This is a genomic window from Micromonospora sp. ALFpr18c (assembly GCF_008868155.1).
Lineage (GTDB): Bacteria > Actinomycetota > Actinomycetes > Mycobacteriales > Micromonosporaceae > Micromonospora.
Window position 1 is genome coordinate 1 of record NZ_WBKR01000140.1, and the last position, 17,299, is coordinate 17,299.

At 72.4% G+C, this 17,299-nt stretch carries 16 protein-coding genes and 1 pseudogene; 1 reads left to right on the top strand and 16 read right to left on the bottom strand.

Annotated elements, in window-relative coordinates; translation table 11 throughout:
* From F8271_RS22015 to eno, 12 genes and pseudogenes are all read right to left on the bottom strand, one after another.
* A pseudogene (locus F8271_RS22015) lies at positions 1–270 on the bottom strand (hypothetical protein); the annotation flags it as partial.
* On the bottom strand, positions 267–1,055 hold the full coding sequence (locus F8271_RS22020) for a DUF4129 domain-containing protein (protein ID WP_151491718.1): 789 nt from the start codon (positions 1,053–1,055) through the stop codon (positions 267–269). The gene F8271_RS22020 and the pseudogene F8271_RS22015, both read right to left, overlap by 4 nt.
* Before the next feature lie 21 nt (positions 1,056–1,076).
* Positions 1,077–1,817: a uracil-DNA glycosylase gene (locus F8271_RS22025; RefSeq protein WP_370461944.1), complete on the bottom strand. Its 741-nt coding sequence runs from the start codon at positions 1,815–1,817 to the stop codon at positions 1,077–1,079.
* Complete coding sequence (locus tag F8271_RS22030) at positions 1,810–2,496, bottom strand: dienelactone hydrolase family protein (protein WP_151491719.1); 687 nt, start codon at positions 2,494–2,496, stop codon at positions 1,810–1,812. The genes F8271_RS22025 and F8271_RS22030 overlap by 8 nt, the downstream gene beginning before the upstream one ends.
* A 198-nt stretch (positions 2,497–2,694) precedes the next feature.
* A complete protein-coding gene (locus tag F8271_RS22035) occupies positions 2,695–3,219 on the bottom strand; it encodes a hypothetical protein (protein WP_225854684.1) in 525 nt (174 codons plus the stop codon).
* 130 nt (positions 3,220–3,349) lie between these two features.
* Complete coding sequence (locus F8271_RS22040) at positions 3,350–4,339, bottom strand: hypothetical protein (protein ID WP_151491721.1); 990 nt, start codon at positions 4,337–4,339, stop codon at positions 3,350–3,352.
* Entirely contained in the window at positions 4,336–4,668 is a 333-nt protein-coding gene (locus F8271_RS22045; RefSeq protein ID WP_151491722.1) for a PadR family transcriptional regulator, read from the bottom strand. The genes F8271_RS22040 and F8271_RS22045 overlap by 4 nt, the downstream gene beginning before the upstream one ends.
* 162 nt (positions 4,669–4,830) lie before the next feature.
* Entirely contained in the window at positions 4,831–5,760 is a 930-nt protein-coding gene (locus F8271_RS22050; protein WP_151491733.1) for a Ppx/GppA phosphatase family protein, read from the bottom strand.
* Between the two features lie 47 nt (positions 5,761–5,807).
* Positions 5,808–6,329, bottom strand: coding sequence for an amino-acid N-acetyltransferase (locus tag F8271_RS22055; protein ID WP_151491723.1), 522 nt, complete (start codon positions 6,327–6,329; stop codon positions 5,808–5,810).
* A complete protein-coding gene (locus tag F8271_RS22060) occupies positions 6,326–6,883 on the bottom strand; it encodes a DUF501 domain-containing protein (protein WP_151491724.1) in 558 nt (185 codons plus the stop codon). Before F8271_RS22060 ends, F8271_RS22055 begins: the two co-directional genes overlap by 4 nt.
* A gap of 32 nt (positions 6,884–6,915) precedes the next feature.
* Positions 6,916–7,557, bottom strand: coding sequence for a septum formation initiator family protein (locus tag F8271_RS22065; protein ID WP_151491725.1), 642 nt, complete (start codon positions 7,555–7,557; stop codon positions 6,916–6,918).
* Between the two features lie 78 nt (positions 7,558–7,635).
* Positions 7,636–8,919: a phosphopyruvate hydratase gene (gene eno / locus F8271_RS22070; RefSeq protein WP_151491726.1), complete on the bottom strand. Its 1,284-nt coding sequence runs from the start codon at positions 8,917–8,919 to the stop codon at positions 7,636–7,638.
* 213 nt (positions 8,920–9,132) lie between these two features.
* On the opposite strand from eno, the gene F8271_RS22075 reads away from it, so the two are divergent.
* Positions 9,133–9,825 (top strand): hypothetical protein, encoded by a 693-nt coding sequence (locus F8271_RS22075; protein ID WP_151491727.1) that lies wholly within the window; start codon positions 9,133–9,135, stop codon positions 9,823–9,825.
* An 84-nt stretch (positions 9,826–9,909) separates the two neighbouring features.
* On the opposite strand, the gene F8271_RS22080 is transcribed toward F8271_RS22075, so the two are convergent.
* From F8271_RS22080 to mfd, 4 genes are all read right to left on the bottom strand, one after another.
* Entirely contained in the window at positions 9,910–11,529 is a 1,620-nt protein-coding gene (locus F8271_RS22080; protein WP_151491728.1) for a DUF885 domain-containing protein, read from the bottom strand.
* 72 nt (positions 11,530–11,601) lie between these two features.
* Positions 11,602–12,573: a nucleoside triphosphate pyrophosphohydrolase gene (locus tag F8271_RS22085; RefSeq protein ID WP_151491729.1), complete on the bottom strand. Its 972-nt coding sequence runs from the start codon at positions 12,571–12,573 to the stop codon at positions 11,602–11,604.
* Between the two features lie 2 nt (positions 12,574–12,575).
* Positions 12,576–13,364: a hypothetical protein gene (locus tag F8271_RS22090; RefSeq protein ID WP_151491730.1), complete on the bottom strand. Its 789-nt coding sequence runs from the start codon at positions 13,362–13,364 to the stop codon at positions 12,576–12,578.
* A gap of 197 nt (positions 13,365–13,561) precedes the next feature.
* A complete protein-coding gene (gene mfd, locus F8271_RS22095) occupies positions 13,562–17,200 on the bottom strand; it encodes a transcription-repair coupling factor (RefSeq protein WP_151491731.1) in 3,639 nt (1,212 codons plus the stop codon).
* Positions 17,201–17,299 lie beyond the last annotated feature (99 nt).

Below are 17,299 nucleotides of genomic sequence, written 5' to 3' on the forward strand. Positions count from 1 at the left end.
CGTCCGGCCCGCGGGCGGGGGCGGGGGTGGCGGCGCGAGCAGGGTGGTGACCCGGCGGACCGCCAGCACGGCGAGCACCCCGGCGATCAGCACGGGCAGCGAGACCTGGAGCCCGACCGCGCGGAGGCCGACGAGCAGCACGGCGACCACCGCGGCGGCCGCCGCGAGTGAACGCAGGACCGGGCGGGCCCGGGAGCCGCGCTCCTGCGGGCCGGCCGGTGCCGCCTCCTCCTCGAAGGCGAGCAGGTCGTCGATGCTGGTGCTGCTCATCCGGCCACCGCCGTCGACAGTTCCTGGCGGAGCCGGCGCAGCGCGGCGCGGGCCTGGTCGCGGGTGCGTTCGTCGACCGGGCGGGTGGCGTACCGGGCCTCCCGGTAGACGTACGCGAACTCGGCCAGCACGTCGGTGCTGACGATCGCCGGCACCCCCGCCTCGGCGTCACCGCGCAGCAGCCGGCTGACCAGGTCGGTGGGGGTGTCGCCGGTACGCCGGGGTACGCCCGCCGTGGCCGCGGCCTCCTCCAGGCGTACCCAGCAGGCGATCACCGCCACCCGGGGATCGGTGGCGGCGTCGTCCAGCTCCACCAGACCGGCGTCGAGGGCGGCGACCACGTCGCGGGCGGTGCCCTCGGCCGTCCGCCGGGACCGCTGCGCGGGCAGCGCGCGGGTCGCCCGGCGACGCCGCAGGCCACGCAGCAGGATCCAGCCGAGGTAGCTGAGAGCGGCGAGGATGGCCACGCCGAGCAGCACCATCGCCACCGTCGCGATCCACTGCGGGATGTGCGCCTGGGTGGCCTCTCCGGCCTCGCGCGGCTCCACCGGGATCGACGGCGGCGGCTCGGCGGTCGGATACTCGGGCACCCACGGAACGTTGTCCGCGGCCGGCGGGATCCGGCTGGCCCCGATCGACGAGTGCGCGGACGCCAACGCCGCGCCGACGAGCAGGACGGCGATCGTGCCCACCGGCCACCATCGCCGAAGCAGGCCGACCGCCGGGCGCAGCACCCCCGCCTCGGCGGCCGGGTACGGCGTGGGCGGGCGCGTACCGTCTGTCATCGCCACCGCCCCACGCGTGTCTCAGTCCACTCCGGCCAGCTGCTTGGCCCGGCCGAAGACGTCGTCCAACATCTCAGGTGTCAGCCGCCCGGTGAAGGTGTTCTGCTGGCTGACGTGGTAGCAGCCGAGCAACTCCGGTGCGTCCGTTGCGGACCAGTGTGCCCCATGGCCGAACGCCGGTCGCGGGCTGGGCGGGCGCTGCCCGTACACCCGGGTCAGCACCGGCCACCACGCGGCCCACGCGAACGCGCCCAGCGCCACCACGACGCGCAGGGTGGGCCGGATCAGGGTGACCTCGCGGTGCAGCCAGGGAGCGCAGGTGTCCCGTTCGCCGGGCGTGGGTTTGTTGTCCGGCGGCGCGCACCGGACGGCCGCGAAGATCCGGGTGTCCCGCAGGGTCAGGCCGTCGTCGCTGGCGACGCTGGTCGGCTGGTTGGCGAGCCCGGCGCGGTGCAGGGCGGCGAAGAGCACGTCGCCGGAGCGGTCACCGGTGAAGATCCGGCCGGTGCGGTTTCCGCCATGCGCGGCGGGTGCCAGCCCGAGGATGCCGATCCGCGCGTCGGCGGTGCCGAAGCCCGGCACCGGTCGACCCCAGTACTCCTGGTCGCGGAAGGCGGCCCGGCGGGTGCGCGCCACCTCCTCCCGCCACTGAACGAGCCGGGGGCAGGCGAAACAGTCGCTCACGGCCGCGTCGAGGTCGGCCAGGTCGGTCGCCCGCGCTGCGCGGGCGACCACCTGCTCGGGGGTACGCGGCTCAGCCAAGCTTGGCCCGGAAGAGTTCCAGTGTCCGGGCCCAGGCGCTGGCGGCGGCACGCTGGTCGAACGCTTCGGGACGGTCGTCGTTGAAGAACGCGTGCGAGGTGCCGGGGTAGTCGTAGAGCTGGCAGGTGCCGCCGGCCTCCTCGATGGCCCGGCGGGCGGTCTGCACACCCTCGTCGGTCGACGTGCCGTCCTCTTCGGAGCAGTGGATGACGGCGGCCTTGCCGGCGTAGTCGGCCCAGTCGGGGCGCATCGACTCCCCCGGCAGCACCGGGTAGAAGCCGGCGGTGGCGACGATCCGCTCGGAGCTGGTGGCCGACCAGAGGGCCAGGCTGCCGCCGGCGCAGAAGCCGACCGCACCGACCTTGCCGGTGACCTCGGGCCGCTCGGCGAGGTAGTCGGCCGCGCCCGCGATGTCCTTCGCCGCCTCGTCCATCCGCATGGCCAGCAGCAGGCGCTGCGCCTCGTCCGGCTCGCTGGTGGTCTCACCGTGGTAGACGTCGGGTGCGAGGGCGACGAAGCCGGCCTCGGCGAACCGGTCCGCCACCGACCGGATGTGCGGGACCAGGCCCCACCACTCCTGGATGACGATGACGGCGGGGCTGGCCGTGCCGCTGGCGGGTATCGCGAGATACCCCTCGCTCGTGCCCCCGTTGCTGCGGTAGCGCACCATTTCGCCCATCGGCCGTCCTCCTAGCGGTCAGTCATCGTTGGCTGGTCGCCCAGTGGTCCTACGTGCCGGTAGCCTGCCACGCCGCGCGGCCGTCGGGAAGACGCGGAAACAGTGGCATTCACCTCCTGTTCGCCCGCCGGTGACTCCGGGTACGCCGACGGCGGCGGGGATCGTCTCCCCCGCCGCCGTCGGTACCGCGAAGGCCGGTCAGGCCTTCTTCGTCAGGCAGAGCACGTAGCCCGTCTTGCCCGGCTCGATGTTGTAGAAGACGTAGCCATCATCGCCCTGCTTGAGGAACTGGTCGCACGCGGTGCCGGCCTTGGCCTGTGCCTCGCTCTGCCCGTCCACCCGACCGACCACGTTGTACGCCGCGTCGGTGGAGGTGCAGGAGACGACCTTCGCCCCGTCGACCTTCTCCTCCTCGGTGCCGGTGATCTCGGGAAGCTCCGCGATGCAGTCACCGGCCTTGGCGTCGGCCGTCTCGTCCTTGTTCAGGTAGTTGCCGATCGCCGAGCCGATACCGAACTTCAGGCCGGCGATGACGAGGAACACGACGATCGCGCCGATGATGCCGAGCGCCTTCTTGGCACCGGACTTCTTCGCCTCCGGCTCCGCCGGCTGCGGCGTGTCGACCGCCGCCTTGGCCGTCTCGTCGACCGACTTGGGCGTCTCGTCGGCCGGCTGGGACGGCGCTGCCTCGGGCGCGGAGGGCGGTGCGACCTGGTCTGACACGGTGGATCCTTCCGAGGGGTTGATGAGCAGACGACACCGTAACGATCATTGATTTCCGGTGCCGTCCCGCTCGCCTCGTCCGTTCAGCTATTTCCCAGCCTCCGTCGCATGATCCAGTTCACATCAACACTCAGCTCGTCGGGGTCGGGGTCGGAGTGGGCTCGGCGCTCGGAGTGCCGGACGGTGTGACGGTCGGCTCGGGCGTCGCGGTCGGCCCGGTCGTCGCGGTCGGTGTCGGGACGGCGGTCGGTGTCGGGACGCGCCCGTTCGGGGCGCGGAATCCGAACGGCGCCTGCTCGACGCAGTACGGGTACGGGCGCAGCAGCGGGTTGCCGTACTCGTCGACGCGGCCCTCGCAGTCCGGGTAGCCCAGACGGATCGGGTTGCCGTTCTGGTCGAAGAGCCGGGCGTTCTCCACCAACTTGCCCTCGCTGTCGTAGACGAAGACATCGCGGACCTGGCTGTACTGGCTGTCGACCGAGGTCTGATCGTAGTAGAGGCCGTCGTCGCGCCGACTCTCCGCGCCGCCCAGCGCGGCAAGCGCGAAGACGACCAGCACCAGGCTGCCGGCGTGCATCGCCCATCGTGGCCAGCGGGTCAACTGCCCGGAGCGGCGACCGAGCCAGATCGAGGCGAGCACGAACCCGACCAGCATGATCAGGCCGGCGAGCAGCTCACCACCGAACCGGGGCAGCGGGCCGAAATCGCCGCCCGTGGTGATGAGCGTGACCAGCATCGCCGCCAGGTAGCCGCGCAACACCCACCAGGCGGGTCGCAGCAACCGCAGGAAATCACTCGCCTTCTCGTACCCCAGAATTGGGCCGAGCCGAGAGTCGAGCACGCGCAGCCGGCCACGGGCCCGGACCACCGCGGACGCGACCCGCTGGTCCAGGTTGCGTCCACCCGGCCCGGTCGCGCCGGCCGCGGCGCGCAACTCGGCGGCGTACGCCTCGGGCTCGCCCAACCGCTGCACGAGCGTGCCGTCGGTCTCGGCGGCGAACTCGGCGAGGTGGTCGGCCAGGTCCTCGGTCAGCTCGTCGCGCTGCACGGGCGACAGGTCGGCCAGGACGGCCCGGACCCGCGCCACGTAGTCGGTGATTTCCTGCTCCGTGACGGTCATGCCGCCATCCCCCGATCGTCGAGCAGACTGTCCATGGTGGTGGCGAACGAGCGCCAGAGCTTGCCGGAGCGGGTCAACTGGTCACGCCCCGCGGCGTTGAGCGCGTAGTACTTGCGGTGCGGCCCGGACTCGCTCGGCACGACGTACGTGGTGAGCAGGCCGGCGGCGTAGAGACGGCGCAGGGTGCCGTAGACCGAGGCGTCGCCGACCTCCTCCAGCCCGGCCTCCCGGAGCCGGCGCAGGATGTCGTAGCCGTAGCCGTCCTCCTCCCGGAGCACGGCGAGGACGGCGAGATCGAGCACGCCCTTCAGCAACTGTGTGGTGTCCACGCACTGCACACTACTGTGCAATGCGAAATAGCGTCAACGAAATCCGCCGCGACACGCCCGCACCCGCGGGGTGATCCACTCGCGTTCCTGGAAAACGGGCCATCCAAGGCGACCGGACACCCCACCTTCACTGAAGGTGAGTCGATCACGCCTGCGCGTGCCCTACTGGAGGCTCCAGGCGATGCCGTCGAGAATGTCGTGCTCCGAGGCGACCACCGACGGCATGCCGGCCCGCTCCATGATCACGCGAAGTACGAGAGCGCCCGCACCGATCACGTCGGCCCGGCCCGGGTGCATCACCGGGATCGCCAACCGCTGCGCGCTGGTGCGACCCAGCAGGTCCTCGGTCACCTGGGCCACCGCCTCGTACGACACCCGGGCATGGTGGATGCGCTCCGGGTCGTACTCCTGAAGGTCCTGCGCGATGGCGACCACGGTCGTGACCGAGCCGGCGAGGCCGACCAGCGTGGCCGCCTCGCGGCCGGGCACCACCGCGAGCGCCCGGTCCACCGCCGCCGCGATGTCGGCCTGCGCGGCGGCGACCTGCTCCGGCGTCGGCGGGTCGCCGGCCAGGTGACGCTCGGTCATCCGAACGCAGCCGATATCCACCGAGATCGCCGCCCGCACCCCGCCGGCCCGGTCACCGACCACGAACTCGGTCGAGCCGCCACCGATGTCGACGACCAGGAACGGCTCCCGCGCGTCGGCCGGCAACCCGCGCACCGCGCCGGTGAACGACAGCCGGGCCTCCTCGTCACCGGTGACCACCTCGGGGGCGACCCCGAGGGTGGCCTGCACCATCTCGGTGAAGTCGGCGGCGTTCGCCGCGTCGCGGGAGGCCGAGGTGGCGCACATCCGAACCCGCTGGGCGCCCAGTTTCTCGATGTCGGCGGCGTACGACGCCAACGCCACCCGGGTCCGTTCGATCGCCTCCGGCGCCAGCCGGCCCGTCCGGTCCACGCCCTGCCCCAGCCGGACGATCTCCATCCGCCGGGTCAGGTCGATCAGCGGCGCCTGCGACCCGGCCGACGCCTCCGGCAGGTCGGCGACCAGCAGTCGGATCGAGTTGGTCCCGCAGTCGATGGCCGCCACACGCGTCGTCACCCCGCAACCCTACGACAGCCCGGCGAGGACTCAGCTCACAGGCGCAGCAGCATCCGGGTGTTGCCCAGCGTGTTCGGTTTGACCCGCTCCAGGTTCAAAAACTCGGCGACACCCTCGTCGTACGAGCGCAGCAACTGCTCGTACACCGGCTGTGGCACCGGAGCGCCGTCGATCTCGCGGAAGCCGAACGAGTGGAAGAACCGCGTCTCGAAGGTGAGCACGAAGATCCGCGCCACGCCCACCTCGCGGGCCGCGTCGATCAGCTCACCCACCAGCCGGTGACCGATCCGCTGGCCCCGGCAGGACGGATCCACCGCCACCGTCCGGATCTCGGCCAGGTCCTCCCACATCACGTGCAGCGCGCCGCAGCCCACCACCACGCCGTCCTCGGCGCGGACCGCCACCCGGAACTCCTGCACGTCCTCGTACAGGGTCACGGTGGCCTTGCTCAGCAGCCGCCGGTCGTCGGTGTACGTGTCGACCAGCCGTCGGATGCCCCGCACATCACCGGTGCGGGCCGGCCGCACCAGGATCTGCCCCTCGGTCTGAGCTCTCATTCGGTGGGGGGCACGTCCACGCACGGCCCGGCCGTCCACCACGGCTCGACCAGCTCCAGCGTCTCGTCGCCGAACGGGTTCACGCCGGGCCCCGCGCCCAGCGCATGGCCCAGGTGCACGTGCAGGCACTTCACCCGGCCCGGCATCCCGCCGGCCGAGATGCCGGCGATCTCCGGCACCTCGCCAATCGCCTCCCGACGCGCCAGGTAGTCCTCGTGGGCCGCCCGGTAGTGCGCGGCCAGCTCGGGGTCCGTCGTCAGCCGGTCGGCCATCTCCTTCATCAACCCCGCCGACTCCAGGCGGCTGCACGCCGCCGTGGCCCGGGGGCAGGTCAGGTAGTACAGCGTCGGGAACGGGGTGCCGTCGGCGAGGCGCGGCGTCGTCTCCACCACGTCCGGCAGGCCGCACGGGCAGCGGTGCGCCACCGCCCGGGTGCCCCGGGGCGGGCGGCCGAGCTGCGCGGCCACCGCGGCCAGGTCGGCCTCCGTGGCCGGTTCCCGCTGCGGCAGAGGTACGGAATCCGCCGCCGGCTCCGACGGTGGTACGACTGTCACGGTGCCCATCTCTCCTGGTGCTGGTCGGTTGGTCACTTGCCCGGCTGCTGGCTGTCCGCCGCCTGCACGCTGGACCACAGCGTGTCGTACCAGGTCACTGGACCCGCCGGGGCGGCCGGGCCGGCCGACTTCCCGGCGTCCCGGGCGGCGCCCTCCGGATCGTGTAGGACCACCATCATCTTCTCGCCCGGCCGACCCATGAAGAACCGTTCCCGGGCCTTGGTCTCGATGAACGCCTTGTCCTGCCACTTCGCGGCCTCGGCGGCGAGCTTGGCGATCTCCTCCTCCTGCACTGCCTGCGCGGCCTCCATCCGTTCGATGTCGGCCTGCTGGTCCAGGTAGACCCGCACCGGGTAGGTGTAGGCCAGGGCGAGCGCGATCAGCACCGCGAACAGCACGGTGGCCCGGCCGGTGAAGCGACGGGGATGGGGTGCGACGAGCCGTTTGACCGCACCGCCGGCGGCGGTACGCCGAGCGGCGGCCGGCCGGTTCGCGGAGCGCACGCCGTCGGCGCCCCGGGCCGCGCCCGGCGCCCGACCGGCGGCACCCCGCGGCTCGGCGCGTACCCCGGCCTCCCGGACCGACCCACGGGTGGCCCGGCCGCCGCCCGGCCGGCCGGACTGACCCGGCCGGCGGGCGGGACGCTGACCACCCGGTGTGCGGCGCTGCTGCATCGTCACACCCCTCCCCCGAGGCTTCGTGCGTTACAGAGGGTGTCGGGAAGCCCCGCAGCGGGGCTTCCCGGCAGCGTCTCAGGCGGAACGGTAGCGCGGGAACGCACCGGCGCCGGCGTAGCGCGCCGCGTCCGCCAGCTCCTCCTCGATCCGGAGCAGCTGGTTGTACTTGGCGACCCGGTCCGAGCGGGCCGGCGCGCCGGTCTTGATCTGGCCGCAGCCGGTGGCCACCGCCAGGTCGGCGATGGTGGTGTCCTCGGTCTCGCCGGAGCGGTGGCTCATCATGCACGTGAAGCCGGCCCGGTGGGCCAGGTCCACCGCGTCCAGGGTCTCGGTCAGCGAACCGATCTGGTTGACCTTGACGAGGACGGCGTTCGCCGCCTTCTCCGCGATGCCACGGGCGATGCGCTGCGGGTTGGTGACGAACAGGTCGTCACCGACGATCTGCACCCGGTCGCCGATCGACGCGGTCAGCGTCTGCCAGCCACTCCAGTCGTCCTCGGCCAGCGGGTCCTCGATCGACACGATCGGGTACGCGTCGGCGAGCTTGGTGTAGTAGGTGCTCATCTCCTCGGCGGACTTCGCGGCACCCTCGAACGTGTAGGTGCCGTTGTCGAAGAACTCGGTCGCCGCCACGTCGAGCGCGAACACGATGTCGGTGCCGAGCCGGTAGCCGGCCTTCTCGACCGCCTCGGCGATCAGGTCCAGGGCGGCGGCGTTGGTCGGCAGGTTCGGCGCGAAGCCACCCTCGTCGCCGAGACCCGTCGACAGGCCCTTCTTCTTCAGCACCGACTTCAGCGCGTGGTAGACCTCCGCGCCGGAGCGCAGCGCCTCACGGAACGTGGGCGCGCCGATCGGCGCGATCATGAATTCCTGGATGTCGACGTTGGAGTCGGCGTGCGCGCCACCGTTGAGGATGTTCATCATCGGCACCGGCAGCAGGTGCGCGTTCGGGCCGCCCAGGTAGCGGAAGAGGCTCAGCTCGGCGCTGCCGGCGGCCGCCTTCGCCACCGCGAGGGACACCCCGAGGATGGCGTTCGCGCCCAGCTCCGACTTGCTGTCGGTGCCGTCGATGTCGAGCATCTTCTGGTCGATCAGGCGCTGCTCGCTGGCCTCGTACCCGATGATCTGGTCGACGATCTTGTCTTCGACGTTGGAGACCGCCTTCTCCACGCCCTTGCCCTGGTAGCGGTCGTCGTCACCGTCGCGCAGCTCGATCGCCTCGAAAGCGCCGGTGGAGGCGCCGGAGGGCACCGCGGCGCGAGCCACCGTGCCGTCGTCCAGGCCGACCTCGACCTCGACCGTGGGGTTGCCCCGCGAGTCGAGAATCTCCCGGGCGACGATTCCCTCGATGGTTGCCACTGAGTCGCTCCTCGTTGTTGTGATCCGGTCCGTGGGTGGGCCGCGACGGTGCGGCTGAGGCAGGTGTTGAACGCAGCGTATCGGGCCACGGGAACGGACACGGCGTCGCCCGCGCACCCGAGTCGTCCCGGGCTGACGGACATTCCCGGATTTCCGGGCGTCAACCGGCAACGAGTTTGCGCTGCGCGGACCAGATCCACCAGGCTGGTCGCCATGCCCGCCGCCTCGACCACCCTCCGCATGCTCGCCGTGTCGGTCATCGCGTCGCTCACGGTCACCGGCTGTCAGACATTCGAGGACGCCGGAGTGGCCATGGAACGCTCCGACCTCGTCAACGACCTCGCCGCCCGCCTCGACCGGGCGTTGGAGCTGACCTACTCGGCCGACTACCAGCTCCCCGGTGGCCAGACCGCCGCGATCGTGCAGGCCCAGGGTCCGGCCCGCTCGTCGTACACCTACCCGGGCGGGCGGCTGACCGTCACCCCGGAGGCGATCACCCGGTGCACGGCCACCGGCGCTCGTACGGAGTGCACGCTCGTCGTACCGCCCACACCCGCCGGCAAGCCCACCGTGGCGCTCTTCACCGAGGCCAACCGGCAGGGCCTGGCCACTCCACCGGTGGTGGTGGGGCTGCTGACCGCCGCGGCGCTCGACCCGCAGGCCGCCATCAAGCAGACCGACACCACCGTCGCCGGCCGCCACGCCACCTGCGTCGAGGTGCAACGCGCGGACGGCGACTTCACCGCCTGCATCACCACGGAGGGCGTGCTGGGCAGCTTCACCGGGCCGGTCGACGGCAAGCCGATGGAACTGGCACTGAGCCGCTACTCCGAGACGGTGCAGCAGGACGCGTTCGACCCGCCGGCGGGCGCGAACGTGGTGGACCGCCGCCCCGGTCGCCCGTAACCCGCGCGGCCCGCTGCGCCCGCGCCGTCTCGCTGCGTCCGCGGCGCGTTTCGGCGCGGGCGTTGGCTGGTGAGCGGCGGTTGCTCAGATACCCAGCAGGGTGCGCAGGTGGCGCGGGGGTGGGCAGTCGTGGGCGAGCATCGCGTCGTGCCAGTCACGCACCGGCACCCCGTCGGGGCGGGCGGCGGCGATCTCGGCCACCTCGCTGTACCCGACGAAGTAGGTGGACAGCTGCGTGGAGGTGAGCAGCGCCCGGCGCCACTTGCCGGCCGCCTCGCCCTCCTCCTGGAAGCCCCGCCCGGTCATCAACGCCATCGCCTCGGCCTCGGGCAGATCCTCGGCGTGCACCAACTGGTCGAGCAGCGCGTTGATGGTCATCCGCAGCTGCATCTTGAGCTGCTGCAACCGCACCGGCAGACCGCCGAAGCCGAGCCCGGCCATCAGCTCCTCGGCGTACACCGCCCAGCCCTCGACGAACGGGCCGGACTCGGCCAGCGCCCGCACGCGGGTGCCACCGACGTAGCGGCGGGCGTGGGCGAGCTGGAGGAAGTGCCCCGGCATCGCCTCGTGCACGGTCAGGTTGCGGATCATGTGGTCGTTGTACTCGCGGTAGAACGACTCGACCCGCTGCGCGGGCCAGTCCGACGGGGTGGGCGCGATGCAGTAGAAGGTGGGGACGTTCGCGGTCTCCAGCGGGCCGGGCGAGTCGCAGTACGCGACGGCGACGCCACGGGCGAACTCCGGCATCTCCTGGATGACGCACCGGTCGTCGACCAGGGTGACGAGGTCGTGGGCGCGGACGAAGTCGGTCGCCTCGTCCAGGGTGATGCCGGCCAGCTCGACGATGGTCGCGTCGTCGGGGTGCTCGGCGGCGAGCACGTCGAGTGCCCGGCGTACCGCCTCGTCGTCGGCCCGGCCACCGACCAGCTCGACGGCCGCCTCGCGGATCTCCGCGGTGACCCGGTCCAGGTTGGCCCACGCGCGGCGCTGGATCTCGGCGGCGCCCAGCTCGGTGTCCAGGGTGTGCCAGAGGCGTGCCTCCCACCGGCGGCGGCCCAGCCGTGGGTCGCGGCCGGGGCCGGCGTCGGCGGCGAGGCCGGCACGCAGCCAGGCGACGAACTCCTCCAGTGCGGCGATCGCGGCGGTGGCCGCCGGCTCCACCCGGTCGAGGCTGCCCGGCGCCTGGGCGATCAGCCCCGGCAGTTGGTCGCGGATCAGTGCGGCCGTGCCGGTGAACTGCCCGACCGCCGTCTCGGCGTGGATGCGCGGCATGTCCCGCAGGGTCGCGCGGGCGGTGGCGAGGGCGTCCGGTACGGCGGCGAGCCGGCCGGCCAGTTGGGTCAGTCGCACCTCGGCCGGGGCGTACGGGCGGGCCAGCAGCGGGTGCAGCAGCGGGCCGGGATTGTGCCGCAGCGGGTTCCACTCGTGCGAGCGGATCTCGGTCAGCTCGAACAGCTCCCGGTCGACGAACGAGGTGAGCAGCGCGTGGTCCACCTGGTCGTCGACGTCGAGCGAGTCCGGGTCCAGTTCGGACAGCGCGTTCGCCGCGTCGGAGAGCATCGCGAGATCGCCGGCCACCGCCCCGGCCGACAGATCCGGGAGCCGGTCGTCGAACCGGTGATCCCCCGCCGAGGTGGCAACCCCGGGCCGCGCCTCCAGTAGTGCCTCAACAACCCGCTCAGCGAGTACCCCGAACTCCTCCACCGGACCACCCTACCGACCGGCCCGCCCCGGGCGTGTTGATCAAAAGGTTTGCGTCAGTTCCGGGCCGGTTGATCAACCAGTTTCGGCGATGCGGACGGCCTCGGCGTAGGCCAGGGTCGCGCGGCGGAGGGCCTGTTCCGGACTCAGGTTCGCCTCGCGGGCCGCCGCTACCGTGGCCAGCAGGCTGGCTCCCAGTCTCGCCTCGGCGTCGACCTGGGTGGCGGCCAGCGGGGGTGGGACCGACAAACCTGCGCGGGCGGCACGGTCCAGGATCTGCGCGGCCAGGGCGAGGGCGGGCTGGCTCAGCGCCACGCCGTCCAGCACCGATTCGCGTGCCTTCTCGGCCCGCTTGATCCGCTCCCAGTTGGCGGTGATCTCCTCCAGCGTGCCCGCCTCCGCGCCGGCGAAGACGTGCGGGTTACGCCGGATCATCTTGTCGACCAGGCCACCGGCCACGTCGTCGATGGTCCACCGCTCGTCCTCGGGCAACTCCTCGGCGAGCCGGGCGTGCAACACCACCTGCAGAAGCACGTCACCCAGCTCCTCGCGAAGCGCGTCGGTGTCGTCGGCGCTGATCGCGTCGTACGCCTCGTAGCTCTCCTCCAGCAGGTATCCGGCGAGGCTGCGATGCGTCTGCGCCCGCTTCCACGGATCACCACCCGGCGAGGCCAGCCGGTCCAGCACGGCCACCGCGTCCAACAGCCGGGCGCCCGGCGGATCCCACGAGCCGTACATCAGCTCCATCTCGGCCAGCCCCGGCTCCCGGGCCAGCCGCAGACCCAACTCACGGGCCAGGGCCTCATCGCCGGCCGGGCCGGCCAACCAGACCGCCGTGCCGTGCTCGGCCACCGTGTCCAGCAGCCGCTGCGTCGCCGGGCCGTCCACCACGGTCACCTCGGCGCCCGCCTGGCGCACCGCCGTGGTCAACTCACTCTCCGCGCCGGTCAAAACCGGGTGCTGGCGTACGACGTCCCAGGCGGCGGCGGTCAGCAGACCGGCCGGCAGCCGGGGCGAGGTGACCAGCAGGACGATCCGTGCCGTCATGCTCAGCTGGCCGTGCCCTCGGCGTCCGGGGACGCGTCCGACGGCACCGACCCCGGGGTGGAGATGTCGGTGACCGGGCCCTCCTCGTTGATGTACGGCAGCGAGTAGAAGACCAACGACTGGCCGGTGCTCACCACCGACGGCACGCCCACCGACCGGTAGCGCGGGTTGATCGTGACGTCGACCCGGCTCGCCTCTTCCTCCAGCGCGGCGCTGAGCGCGGTGGCGCTGCGCACGAAACCGCCGTCACCGAAGGCCCGCCGCACGTCGGCCACCGGCATCCCGCCCTGGATCGCCCCGGTCTTCGCGAGCGCGTCGTAGACGGCCATCAACGAATCGTCGCTGAGGTCGGCCGGCGGGAGCTGCTGGTTGAGCGCCTGGAGCAGGTCGATCCACTCACCCCAGAGCTTGGCGTACTCGGTGCTGGCCGGCACCCGCAGGTTCTGCTCCAACTGCTGCGGCGTGACCTCGTCGGGCACCTGGAGCTTCTTCGCCGCCGCGACCCGCTTGCCGAGATCCAGGCTGACCAGCAGGTTCACCACGTCCTGCCGGGTGACGGCGGAACGCAGCTGCTCGGGTGACGGCGTCGCGCCCGCCTGACCGGCCTCCCGGCGGACCGCGTCGCCGTACTTCGCCTGCACGTCGTCGTAGATCGCGTCGACCCGGTCGAGCGAGTACGTCGTGTCACCGACGTACGCGGCGACGTCCGGTGCGGACTTCCCGCAGGCGGCGAGGGAGAGGACACCCAGAGCCGCGACGCTGGCGGCGGCGATCACACGGCGAGCACGCATGCCCGTCACTCTCTCATGCCCTCTTCCATGCTGTGACGGCCCCCACCTCACCCGGCCGGCCGGCGGCGCGGGGCCAGCCGGCCTCACCTGTCCAGCCGGCTCTGTGGCCGGCCGGCTCCCGTGCCGGCCAGGTCCGTGGCCGGCTAAGTCCCGTGGCCGGCCGGGTTCCGTGGCCGGCCAGGTCCTGGCCGGCCGGGTCAGCTCGCCGCGACGGCGAGCGGGGCGGGGGCACCGAGCACATCGGAGAGCAACTGGGCGCACCACTGGAGCAGCGCCTGGTCGCGCAGCGGCTCGCCACCGACCCGACGGGTCGTCGGCCGAGGCACGCTGACCTGGTCGGTGGCCTGCTTGTAGACCGCGTCCGGGTGGTAGCGCTTGAGCCGCAACTGCTTCGAGTCGGGCAACGGCAGCGGGCCGAACCGCACGTGCTTGCCCTGCATGGACACGTCGGTGAGGCCGTACCGGCGGGCCAGCAGGCGGAACCGGGCCACCTCCACCAGGTTCTGCACGGGGGCCGGCGGCTCGCCGTACCGGTCGGTCATCTCCGCGACCACCTCACGCAGCCGCTCCTCGTCGCGCGCCTCGGCGAGCTTGCGGTACATCTCCAGGCGCAGCCGCTCCACGCTCACGTAGTCGTGCGGCAGGTGCGCGTCGATCGGCAAATCGATCTTGACGTCGGTCTCCTCCTCCGGCCGCTCACCCTTGAACGCGGACACCGCCTCGCCGACCATCCGCACGTACAGGTCGAAACCGACACCCTCGATGTGCCCGGACTGCTCGCCGCCGAGCAGGTTGCCCGCGCCCCGGATCTCCAGGTCCTTCATCGCCACGTACATACCCGCGCCCAACTCGGTGTGCTGGGCGATGGTCGCCAGCCGCTCGTGGGCGTGCTCGGTGAGCGGCTTTTCCGGCGGGTAGAGAAAGTACGCGTACGCCCGCTCCCGACCCCGGCCGACCCGGCCCCGGATCTGGTGCAGCTGGGCCAGGCCGAGCAGGTCGGCGCGCTCCACGATCAGCGTGTTGGCGTTCGGGATGTCGATGCCCGACTCGACGATCGTGGTGCAGACCAGGACGTCGAACTCCTTCTCCCAGAAGCCGACCATCACCTTCTCCAGGGCGTCCTCACCCATCTGGCCGTGCGCCACCGCGACCCGCGCCTCGGGCACCAGCTCCCGCAGCCGCCGCGCCGCCCGGTCGATCGACTCGACCCGGTTGTGCAGGTAGAAGACCTGCCCGTCGCGGAGCAGCTCCCGGTGGATGGACGCGGCGACCTGCCGGTCGTCCTGCGCGCCGACGAAGGTGAGCACCGGGTGCCGCTCCTCCGGCGGGGTGGCGATCGTGGACATCTCCCGGATGCCGGTGATCGCCATCTCCAGCGTCCGCGGGATCGGGGTGGCCGACATGCTCAGCACGTCGACCGACGCGCGCAGCGTCTTCAGGTGCTCCTTGTGCTCGACACCGAAACGCTGCTCCTCGTCGACGATCACCAGACCGAGCTGCTTGAACCGGGTCGCGGTCTGCAACAGGCGGTGGGTGCCGATGACGATGTCGACCGTGCCGTCGGCCACCATCTCCAGCGTCCGCTCGGTCTCCTTCGCGGTCTGGAACCGCGACAGCTGCCGGATCTCGACGGGGAACTGGCTCATCCGCTCGGCGAACGTGTTGAAGTGCTGCTGCACCAACAGCGTGGTCGGCACCAGCACCGCGACCTGCTTGCCGTCCTGCACGGCCTTGAACGCCGCACGGACCGCGATCTCAGTCTTGCCGTAGCCGACGTCACCGCAGATCAGTCGGTCCATCGGGACGGTCTGCTCCATGTCCCGCTTGACCTCGTCGATCGCGGCGAGCTGGTCGGGGGTCTCCTGCCAGGGGAACGCGTCCTCCAACTCCCGCTGCCAGGGCGTGTCCGGGCCGAACGAGTGCCCCTTGGACGCCTTGCGGGCCGCGTACAGCTGGATGAGCTGCGCGGCGATCTCCCGGACCGCCTTGCGGGCCCGGGCCTTCGACTTCTGCCAGTCCGAGCCGCCCATCTTGTGCAGGGTCGGCTGCTCGCCGCCCACGTAACGGGAGAGCTGGTCGAGCTGGTCGGTCGGCACGAACAGCCGGTCGCCGGGCTGGCCCCGCTTGCTGGCCGCGTACTCGATGACCAGGTATTCGCGGCTGGCGCCGTTGACGGTGCGCTGCACCAGCTCGACGTAGCGGCCGATGCCGTGCTGCTCGTGCACCACGAAATCGCCGGCCTTCAGCTCCAGCGGGTCGATGGTGTTGCGCCGACGGCTCGGCATCTTGCGCATGTCCCGCGTCGAGGTGCCCCGACCGCCGGTGACGTCGTTGCCGGTCAACAGCACGAAACGGGACGCCTCGTCGACGAACCCGCTGCTCAGCGCGCCGCAGGTGACCACCAGCTCGCCCGGGACGGGCGCGGTCGGCACCTCCTCGGTCAGCCGGGCACCGAGGCCGGCGTCGCGCAGCACCTCCACCGCCCGCTGGGCGGGGCCGTGCCCCTCGAAGACCAGCGCGATCGACCAGCCCTCACCGGCCCACCGCTTGAGGTCGTCGACGACCCGGCCGGTCTCGCCGTGGTAGAGCGGCGCCGGCTGGGCGGCGAGGGTCACCGCGATGGCGTCGTCCGGGGTGACGGCGGCCCGCTCGGGCGCGTCCTCCCAGGGTTGCCGCGTCTCGGCGGTCTCCGCCGTCTCCCCTTCGACCAGGCCGAACGGGGACAGCGTCCACCACGGCTGGCGCAACGTGGCGGCGGCGGCGCGGACCTCGCCCAGGGTGCGGAAGGCGGCGGCGCCGACGTCCACCGGGGCCTGGCCGCCGACCGCGGCGGCGGCCCAGCTGGCCTGCAAAAACTCCTCCGAGGTACGCACCAGATCGTGCGCCCTGGTGCGGATCCGCTCCGGGTCGCACAGCAGGACGTGGGTGCCGGCCGGCATCGCGTCCAGCAGCAGCTCCAGCGAGTCGGGGCCGACCAGCACCGGGGCCAGCGACTCCATGCCCTCCACCGGGATGCCTTCGGCCAGCTTGTCCAGGATCTCCGCCAGCTCCGGATGCTCCTCGGCGAGCGCGGCGGCCCGGTCGCGGACCGCCGGGGTGAGCAGCAGCTCACGGCAGGGCGGCGCCCAGAGCAGCGGAACCTGCTCGATGGTCCGCTGGTCGGCGACCGCGAAGGTGCGAATCTCCTCCACCTCGTCGCCCCAGAACTCGACCCGCGACGGGTGCTCGTCGGTGGGCGGGAAGACATCCAGGATGCCGCCGCGTACCGCGAACTCGCCGCGCTTGGTGACCAGGTCGACCCGGGCGTACGCCATGTCGACCAGACGGTGGGCGACCTCTTCCAGGTCCGCCTCCTCGCCCGCGGCGAGCTGCACCGGCTCCAGGTCACCGAGACCCTTGAGCTGCGGCTGAAGCAGCGAACGAACCGGGGCCACGACCACCCGCAGCGGCCCGGTGCCGCCGTGCGCGTCGGTCGACTCCGGGTGCGCCAGCCGGCGCAGCACCGCCAGCCGCCGGCCGACCGTGTCCGAGCGCGGGGAGAGCCGCTCGTGCGGCAGCGTCTCCCAGGAGGGGAAGACCACGACCTGCTCGGGCGGCAGCAGCCCGCCCAGCGCGGCGGCGAGGTCGTCGGCTTCGCGGGTGGTGGCGGTCACCGCCAGCACCGGCCGCCCGGCCCCTTCGTTGTCCGCGGCGACCGCCGCGACGGCGAACGGGCGCAGCGCGGCGGGGGCGGTGATGTCGAGCCCGTCGACCTGGGCGGCACCGGAGCGCGCCAGGTCACGCGCCCGGGCCAGCCCGGGGTCGGCCAGGGCGGCGGAGAACAGACCGGTGAGCATGTGATCACTTCCAGGGGAGTCGACGCACACGACGGCTGCCCCTCGTCCGGTTGGACGGGGGGTGCACGACAACAAGCCTAGCCCCGTCCACCGACAGCC

Bases quoted from the DNA above. Each gene is read 5' to 3' on its own strand.
- F8271_RS22020 (WP_151491718.1), bottom strand. From the start codon at position 1,055: ATGACAGACGGTACGCGCCCGCCCACGCCGTACCCGGCCGCCGAGGCG.
- F8271_RS22075 (WP_151491727.1), top strand. From the start codon at position 9,133: ATGCCCGCCGCCTCGACCACCCTCCGCATGCTCGCCGTGTCGGTCATC.
- F8271_RS22065 (WP_151491725.1), bottom strand. From the start codon at position 7,557: ATGCAGCAGCGCCGCACACCGGGTGGTCAGCGTCCCGCCCGCCGGCCG.
- mfd (WP_151491731.1), bottom strand. From the start codon at position 17,200: ATGCTCACCGGTCTGTTCTCCGCCGCCCTGGCCGACCCCGGGCTGGCC.
- F8271_RS22055 (WP_151491723.1), bottom strand. From the start codon at position 6,329: ATGAGAGCTCAGACCGAGGGGCAGATCCTGGTGCGGCCGGCCCGCACC.
- F8271_RS22090 (WP_151491730.1), bottom strand. From the start codon at position 13,364: ATGCGTGCTCGCCGTGTGATCGCCGCCGCCAGCGTCGCGGCTCTGGGT.
- F8271_RS22030 (WP_151491719.1), bottom strand. From the start codon at position 2,496: ATGGGCGAAATGGTGCGCTACCGCAGCAACGGGGGCACGAGCGAGGGG.
- F8271_RS22085 (WP_151491729.1), bottom strand. From the start codon at position 12,573: ATGACGGCACGGATCGTCCTGCTGGTCACCTCGCCCCGGCTGCCGGCC.
- F8271_RS22040 (WP_151491721.1), bottom strand. From the start codon at position 4,339: ATGACCGTCACGGAGCAGGAAATCACCGACTACGTGGCGCGGGTCCGG.